The following is a 6,534-nucleotide window of genomic DNA, read 5'->3' as shown; positions in this document are numbered from 1 at the left end:
GGTCGACAGCAGGGCCTCGACCAGGCGGGCGGCGTAGGCCCCGGGGGTGACCCGGCCGGTGTCGCGGAACGCCAGGTCGATCAGATGCGAGATCTGGACCGACACGAAGCTGTGCATCTGCTCCATGTCCGCGCCCGACAGCGCGAAGTAGCTGGACGACACCGACAGGCCGTGGCGGCGCAGGTGCTCGCGCAGCAGGAACGGATCCAGGGACGGAAGCTGGTCGATCAGGCGCAGGGTCGCGATGTCGCGCGCCATGTCGGTGTGTTCGTTGCAAGCCTCGCGCAGCAGCTCGACCCAGCCGCGCTGTCCCACGAAGAACGACTGGCCGCCCAGACCCAGATCGCTGCGCTCGAACGGGATGATGATCTTGGTGGCGTTGGGCCGGATTTCGTCGAACAGGAAGATGTCGTCGGCCCGGAGGCGATGCTTGACCACCAGGGCGCTGTTGAGGATGCGGTTGCGAAACAACGGCGCTTCGGCGTGTTCGGGCCGGTGGCCGCTGCGGGCCTCGATGGCCAGCAGGTTCAGGACGCGGCTGGTCGAAGCCTCGCGATCAAGCGCCCGCAGGCTGCGCGTCAGGCGATCCGCCTTGTTCGCGGACTTCATTAAACGACGCGCAGCGGCCAATGACGGCGAACCTTCCCTGGGAAGCCGACGTCATAGGGCCAGGCCTGCTAAGCAATCGCTAATCCGGCCTGGGAAAACCGAAGGGGCATGGCTGGGGACAGACGCGTGCGCCTGTCCCCAAACCTTGGCGCGATCAGCCCTGGAAGGGGTCGCGCATCAGGATGGTGTCGTCGCGCTCGGGGCTGGTTGACAGCAGGGCCACGGGGGCTCCGATCAGTTCCTCGACCCGGCGCACGTACTTGATGGCGTTGGCGTTGAGGTCCTTGAACGAGCGGGCGCCGGCGGTGCTTTCGCTCCAGCCTTCCATTTCCTCGTAGATCGGCACGGCGGCGGCCTGGTCACGCATGCCGGCCGGCAGATAGTCGACCTCGCGGTCGCCGATCTTGTAGCCGACGCAGATCTTCAGGGTCTTCAGACCGTCCAGCACGTCCAACTTGGTCAGGGCGATGCCGTCGATGCCGTTGATGGCGACGGACTGGCGGACCAGGACCGCGTCGAACCAGCCGCAGCGGCGGGCGCGGCCGGTGTTGACGCCGACTTCCCGGCCGACGGTCGACAGGTGCTTGCCGACTTCATCGTCCAGCTCGCAGGCGAACGGGCCTTCGCCCACGCGGGTGGTGTAGGCCTTGACGATGCCCAGCACGTAGCCCGGTCCCTTGGGACCCATGCCCGAACCGGCCGCGGCCTGGCCGGCGACGGTGTTGGACGAGGTGACGAACGGATAGGTGCCGTGATCGACATCCAGCAGCGCGCCTTGAGCGCCTTCGAACAGGATGCGCTTGCCGGCCTTGTGGGCCTGGTCCAGCAGGCGCCAGGCCGGCTGGGCGTAGGCCAAGATCTTCGGCGCGATCTCCATCAGCTGGTCGAACAGCGCCTCGCCGTCGGCCTCGGGCAGGCCGAGGCCGCGACGCAGGGCGTCGTGGTGGCTGAGCAGGCGCTCGATCTTGGGCTTCAGGGCTTCGGGATCGGCCAGGTCGGCGACGCGGATGGCGCGGCGGCCGACCTTGTCCTCATAGGCCGGGCCGATGCCGCGGCCGGTGGTGCCGATCTTCTGGCTGGACGCGGCCTCGCGGCCCTGGTCCAGGTCCTTGTGCAGCGGAAGGATCAGGGTGGCGTTGTCGGCCAGCACCAGCAGATCGGGGCCGATGATCACGCCCTGCTCGGCGATCTTGGCGATCTCGGAGAGCAGGTGCCAGGGATCGACCACCACGCCGTTGCCGATGACCGAGAGCTTGCCCTGCACGACGCCCGACGGCAGCAGGGCCAGCTTGTAGACCTTGCCCTCGACCACCAGGGTGTGGCCGGCGTTGTGGCCACCCTGGAAACGCACGACGACATCCGCCCGGTTGGACAGCCAGTCGACGATCTTGCCCTTGCCCTCGTCACCCCATTGGGCGCCGACTACGGTCACATTGGCCATGGTCTAGATATGCCTTGTCACCTGCCCGGTGACGTCACGCGGCCCTTCGACAGGACTCGACCGCGGACGTTGAATTCAATTCTGGGCGGCCCAAGCTTGGGCGGCGACAGGGTCCGGAAGGCCGGACCCCGCGATTTCAGAAGGCGTAAACCAGTCGGACACCCACGTCGTCAAGCCCCTGGTTCTTGCCTTGGTGGAAGATCTGGCCGTTCGAGAGGTGCGTGTAGGACAGTTCGGCCGACACGCGGTCGTTGAACTTGTAGCCCAGGGCCAGTTCCGGCTCGAACAGCACCTGCGAACCGAAATCGATGCGGGTGTTGTAGAGCACCAGGCGGCGATCGATCTCGGCCTGGGAAATCCCCGGCTGGTTGACCGGCGGCAGGCCGGCCTCGCCGTCCGTATAGGCCAGGCCGAAGCCCGGACGCAGGTAGAAGCCGCCCGGCGCGCCCAGCTCGATCGGCCAGTCGAAGCCGGTGGCCACGAAGTTGGAGGTGTTCTCGCTGTTGATCGAGACGAAGGCGTGGACCTGGGGCTTGCCCAGCCAGCGCAGGCTCTCGATGCGGTTGGTGCGATAGCCCAGATGCACGTCGACGCCGTCCTCGCGGCCGGCGGCGCCCAGGCCGACGGCCTCGCCCAGGAACGTGACGTCGTGCTTGTAGACGCCGATAAAGGCCTCGCCGGCGAACGCGGGCGCGGCGATAGCCACGGCGGCGCAGGCCGCAGCGGCGAACAGGGCTTTATTCACAGTGTATTCCCCAGCCAGATCGTGTGTCCTCTTATGGCTTGAACGGCGCAGCTCGCAAAGGGTTTCGGCGAGGTTTGCGGGACGATAGACCTACACGCCATGACCATCGCCCTTTCCGACATCCAAGCCGCCGCCGCCCGGCTCGAAGGCCAGGCCGTTCGCACCCCGCTGATCGAGAGCCCGGCGCTCAATGAACGCCTCGGCGGCCGCGTGCTGATCAAGCCCGAGACCCTGCAACGGGCCGGGGCCTTCAAGTTCCGCGGCGCCTATAATCGCCTGTCCCAGCTGAGCGACGACGAGCGACGGCGCGGGGTGGTGGCCTTCTCGTCGGGCAACCACGCCCAAGGCGTGGCCCTGGCGGCCCAGTTGCTGGGCTGCCCGGCCCTGATCGTCATGCCGTCGGACTCGCCGGCCGTGAAGGTCGAGGGCACGCGCGGCTTCGGCGCCGAGATCCGGTTCTACGACCGCTTCACCGAGGACCGCGTGGCCATCGCCGACCAGATCGCCGCCGAGCGCGGGTGCGTGGTCGTGCCGTCGTACGACGATCCGCACATCATCGCGGGACAAGGCACGGCGGGGCTGGAGATCGTCGAGCAGGCCAGGGCGTTGGGCGTCGAGCTGGACAAGGTGCTGAGCCCCGTCGGCGGCGGCGGGCTGATCGCCGGCGTCTCGACGGCGGTCAAGGCGCTGTCGCCGAAGACCGAGGTCTGGGGCGCCGAGCCGGCCGGTTTCGACGAGACCCGCCGATCTCTCGCCTCCGGCCAGCGGGAGACCATCGACGAGGGCGCCCGCTCGATCTGCGACGCCCTGCTGACCCCGATCCCCGGCGAGCTGACCTGGCCGATCAACAGCCGCAATCTTAGTGGGATCGTCGCGGTGACCGACGCCGAGGTGGCCGAGGGCATGCGCTACGCGTTCTCGGTGCTGAAGCTGGTGATCGAACCCGGCGGCTGCGTGGCCCTGACGGCGGCTTTGACGGGAAAGATCGACCTGAAGGGCCAGACGGCGGCGATCGTCTGCTCCGGCGGCAATGTGGACCCGGCGCTGTACGCGCGGATCCTGAACGGGGACCTGTAGCCAGCCGGGAACATGCGCTCGTCGCGCGTCCCCCTCAGCCCTCCAACTCCACCCACGTCGGCGCATGGTCGCTGGCTCCGTCCTCGCCGCGCGTCCAGCGGTCGACGCCGGCGCCCGTCAGCCGTGCGGCCAGGTCCGGCGTCAGCAGCAGATTATCCAGGCGCAGGCCCTTGTCGGCCGGCCAGCGGTTGCGCAGATACGACCAGAACGTCCACGGCGGGCCGTCGGGATGGGCCTCGCGCAGGGCGTCGGTCCAGCCCTGGTCCAGCAGGGCGCGGTAGGCGGCGCGGACCTCCGGCTGCAACAGGGCGTCGTCCTTCCAGCTGTGCGGCTGGTAGATGTCGGCCTCGGTCGGCACGACGTTGTAGTCGCCGGCCAGCACCACCGGCGCGCCCGACGCGCGCAGGTCGGCGGCGTGGGCGATCAGCCGCGCGAACCAGGCCAGCTTGTAGTCGAACTTCGCCCCCGGCCGGGGATTGCCGTTGGGCAGGTAGAGCGAGGCGACCAGCACCCCGTTGACCGCCGCCTCGATGTAGCGGGCCTGGCTGTCGTCGGGATCGCCCGGCAGCGCGGTGCGGGTCACGACCGGCTGGGCGTCCCGCGCCAGGATCGCCACGCCGTTCCAGCTGCGCTGACCCTTCCACACGGCGTGGTAGCCCATCTGGGCCAGCGGCTCGGCCGGAAACCAGCCCTGCTCGGCCTTCAGCTCCTGCAGGCACACCACGTCGGGCTCGGCCTCGGCCAGCCAGGCGACCAGATTGTCCAGGCGCTTGACGACGTTGTTGATGTTGAAGGTCGCGATCTTCACGGGGTGCAAACGCGGCAGGAAGCGGGACGGTCCCTGACAACGCTGTACGGCCAAGTCGGAGGATGACGCGCGCGGCGCCTGCGGCTAGGGTCCGCGCCAAGATCTGCTCCAAAAGAGAGGCCCGATGAAACGCCTTCTGCTCGCGACCGCCCTGATCGCCATTCCCATGCTGGCTCACGCGGCGGACGCGCCCAATATCGACCCCGCCAAGCTGTCGGCCCACATCAAGGTGCTGTCGTCCGACGCGTTCGAGGGCCGCGGCCCGGCCACGGCCGGCGAGACCAAGGCGGTCGACTACATCGTCGGCCAGATGAAGACCATCGGGCTGGAGCCGGCCGGCGACCTCCAGAAGGACGCAACCCGCGCCTGGACCCAGGACGTGCCGCTGGGCAAGTTCGACATCAAGGGCGCCCCGCACGTCCACTTCATGATCAACGGCGAGCACGCGCACCTGGGGCAGGGCGACGAGATCGCCGTGCGCGCGGCCATGACCAATGTCGACAGCGTCGCCATCAAGGACGCGCCGCTGGTCTTCGTCGGCTACGGGGTCAAGGCCCCCGAGCGCAATTGGGACGACTTCAAGGGCCTGGACCTGAAGGGCAAGGTCCTGGTGGTGCTGATCAACGACCCCGACTTCGAGACCGGTTCCGGAGACTTCGGCGGCAAGGCCATGACCTATTACGGCCGCTGGACCTACAAGTTCGAGGAGGCCGCCCGCCAGGGCGCGGCCGGCGTGCTGATCGTCCACGAGAGCGCGCCGGCCTCCTACGGCTGGGCCACGGTCAAGAACTCCAACACGGCCACCATGTTCGACATCGTCCGCAAAGACCCCGCCAAGAGCCATCCGAACCTGGAGGCCTGGATCCAGCGCGACGTGGCCGTGAACCTGTTCAAGGCCTCGGGCCTGGACTTCGACGCGCTCAAGAAGCAGGCCCAGAGCCGCGAGTTCAAGCCGGTCGAACTGAAGGGCGCGACCTTCTCGGCCGAATACGCCGTCGACCACTCGGTGATCGTCTCCAAGAACATCGCCGGCCGGATCAAGGGCTCGGCCCGCCCGGACGAGACCGTGATCTACAGCGCCCACTGGGACCACCTGGGCGTCGGCCAGCCGGACGCCAAGGGCGACAAGATCTACAACGGCGCGATCGACAACGCCGACGGCATCGCCGCCATCCTGGAGCTGGCCCGCACCTTCAAGGCCCAGCCGGCCCCGCAGCGCTCGATCCTGTTCCTGGCCGTCACCGCCGAAGAGCGCGGCCTGCTGGGCTCGGAATATTACGGGGCCAACCCGCTGTATCCGCTGTCCAAGACGGTGGGCGACCTGAACATCGACGCCCTGTCGGCCGCCGGTCCGGCCAAGGACATCACCACCTCGGGCGACGGCAAGGTCGACCTGCAGGACCTGCTGGTGGCCAAGGCCAAGGCCCATGGCCGCTACTTCACGCCCGACCCCTCGCCCCAGGCCGGCCACTTCTATCGCTCGGACCACTTCCCGTTCGCAAAGCGCGGCGTGCCGGCCATCTCGGTCGGCTCGGGCGAAGACCTGGTCAAGGGCGGCAAGGAAGCCGGCCAGAAGGCGGAAGAGGACTACACCGCCAACCGCTACCACCAGCCCGCCGACGAATGGAGCGCCGACTGGGACCTGAGCGGTCAGGCCCAGGACATCGGCCTGTTCTACGAAATCGGCGCCGACCTCGCCAATTCGAAGACCTGGCCGGAGTGGCAGGCGGGGTCTGAGTTCAAGGCGTTGCGCGACACGACCAAGAGCGATCGCAAGTAGCTTCTTTCTATTGTCATCCCGGACGTAGCGAAGCGAAGACCCGGGACCGACGCGTGAACTCAGAGCTTCCGGCG

5 protein-coding genes and 1 pseudogene are annotated in these 6,534 nt (G+C 68.2%); 2 read left to right on the top strand and 4 right to left on the bottom strand.

Annotation, left to right across the window (positions count from 1 at the left end; genetic code table 11):
* The 3 genes and pseudogenes from AC1DZ6_RS16325 to AC1DZ6_RS16315 all read right to left on the bottom strand — a co-directional run.
* Nucleotides 1–609, bottom strand: a pseudogene (locus AC1DZ6_RS16325) (hypothetical protein); the annotation flags it as partial.
* 154 nt (nucleotides 610–763) lie between these two features.
* Nucleotides 764–2,050 (bottom strand): adenylosuccinate synthase, encoded by a 1,287-nt coding sequence (locus tag AC1DZ6_RS16320; protein ID WP_477098201.1) that lies wholly within the window; start codon nucleotides 2,048–2,050, stop codon nucleotides 764–766.
* A gap of 136 nt (nucleotides 2,051–2,186) precedes the next feature.
* Nucleotides 2,187–2,795, bottom strand: a complete 609-nt coding sequence (locus AC1DZ6_RS16315; RefSeq protein ID WP_477098200.1) for an acyloxyacyl hydrolase — start codon at nucleotides 2,793–2,795, stop codon at nucleotides 2,187–2,189.
* 99 nt (nucleotides 2,796–2,894) lie between these two features.
* Here AC1DZ6_RS16315 and AC1DZ6_RS16310 point away from each other — a divergent pair, with 99 nt between their 5' ends.
* The gene (locus AC1DZ6_RS16310) at nucleotides 2,895–3,872 is read left to right on the top strand and encodes a threonine ammonia-lyase (protein ID WP_477098199.1); all 978 of its coding nucleotides are present in this window, start codon (nucleotides 2,895–2,897) and stop codon (nucleotides 3,870–3,872) included.
* Nucleotides 3,873–3,906: 34 nt separating this feature from the next.
* On the opposite strand, the gene AC1DZ6_RS16305 is transcribed toward AC1DZ6_RS16310, so the two are convergent.
* Nucleotides 3,907–4,680, bottom strand: a complete 774-nt coding sequence (locus tag AC1DZ6_RS16305) for an exodeoxyribonuclease III (RefSeq protein ID WP_477098198.1) — start codon at nucleotides 4,678–4,680, stop codon at nucleotides 3,907–3,909.
* Between the two features lie 124 nt (nucleotides 4,681–4,804).
* Between AC1DZ6_RS16305 and AC1DZ6_RS16300 the strand changes: the two genes are divergently transcribed.
* Complete coding sequence (locus tag AC1DZ6_RS16300; protein WP_477098197.1) at nucleotides 4,805–6,460, top strand: M28 family metallopeptidase; 1,656 nt, start codon at nucleotides 4,805–4,807, stop codon at nucleotides 6,458–6,460.
* Nucleotides 6,461–6,534 lie beyond the last annotated feature (74 nt).

This window comes from Caulobacter sp. P1_B12_2 (assembly GCF_056406675.1).
The sequence above is the reverse complement of the archived record's forward strand: the minus strand, read 5'-3'. Positions and strand labels throughout refer to the sequence as shown.

What these genes read in the sequence shown, in the direction of transcription:
- AC1DZ6_RS16320 (WP_477098201.1), bottom strand. Translation starts at nt 2,050, where the DNA reads ATGGCCAATGTGACCGTAGTCGGCGCCCAATGGGGTGACGAGGGCAAG.
- AC1DZ6_RS16310 (WP_477098199.1), top strand. Translation starts at nt 2,895, where the DNA reads ATGACCATCGCCCTTTCCGACATCCAAGCCGCCGCCGCCCGGCTCGAA.
- AC1DZ6_RS16300 (WP_477098197.1), top strand. Translation starts at nt 4,805, where the DNA reads ATGAAACGCCTTCTGCTCGCGACCGCCCTGATCGCCATTCCCATGCTG.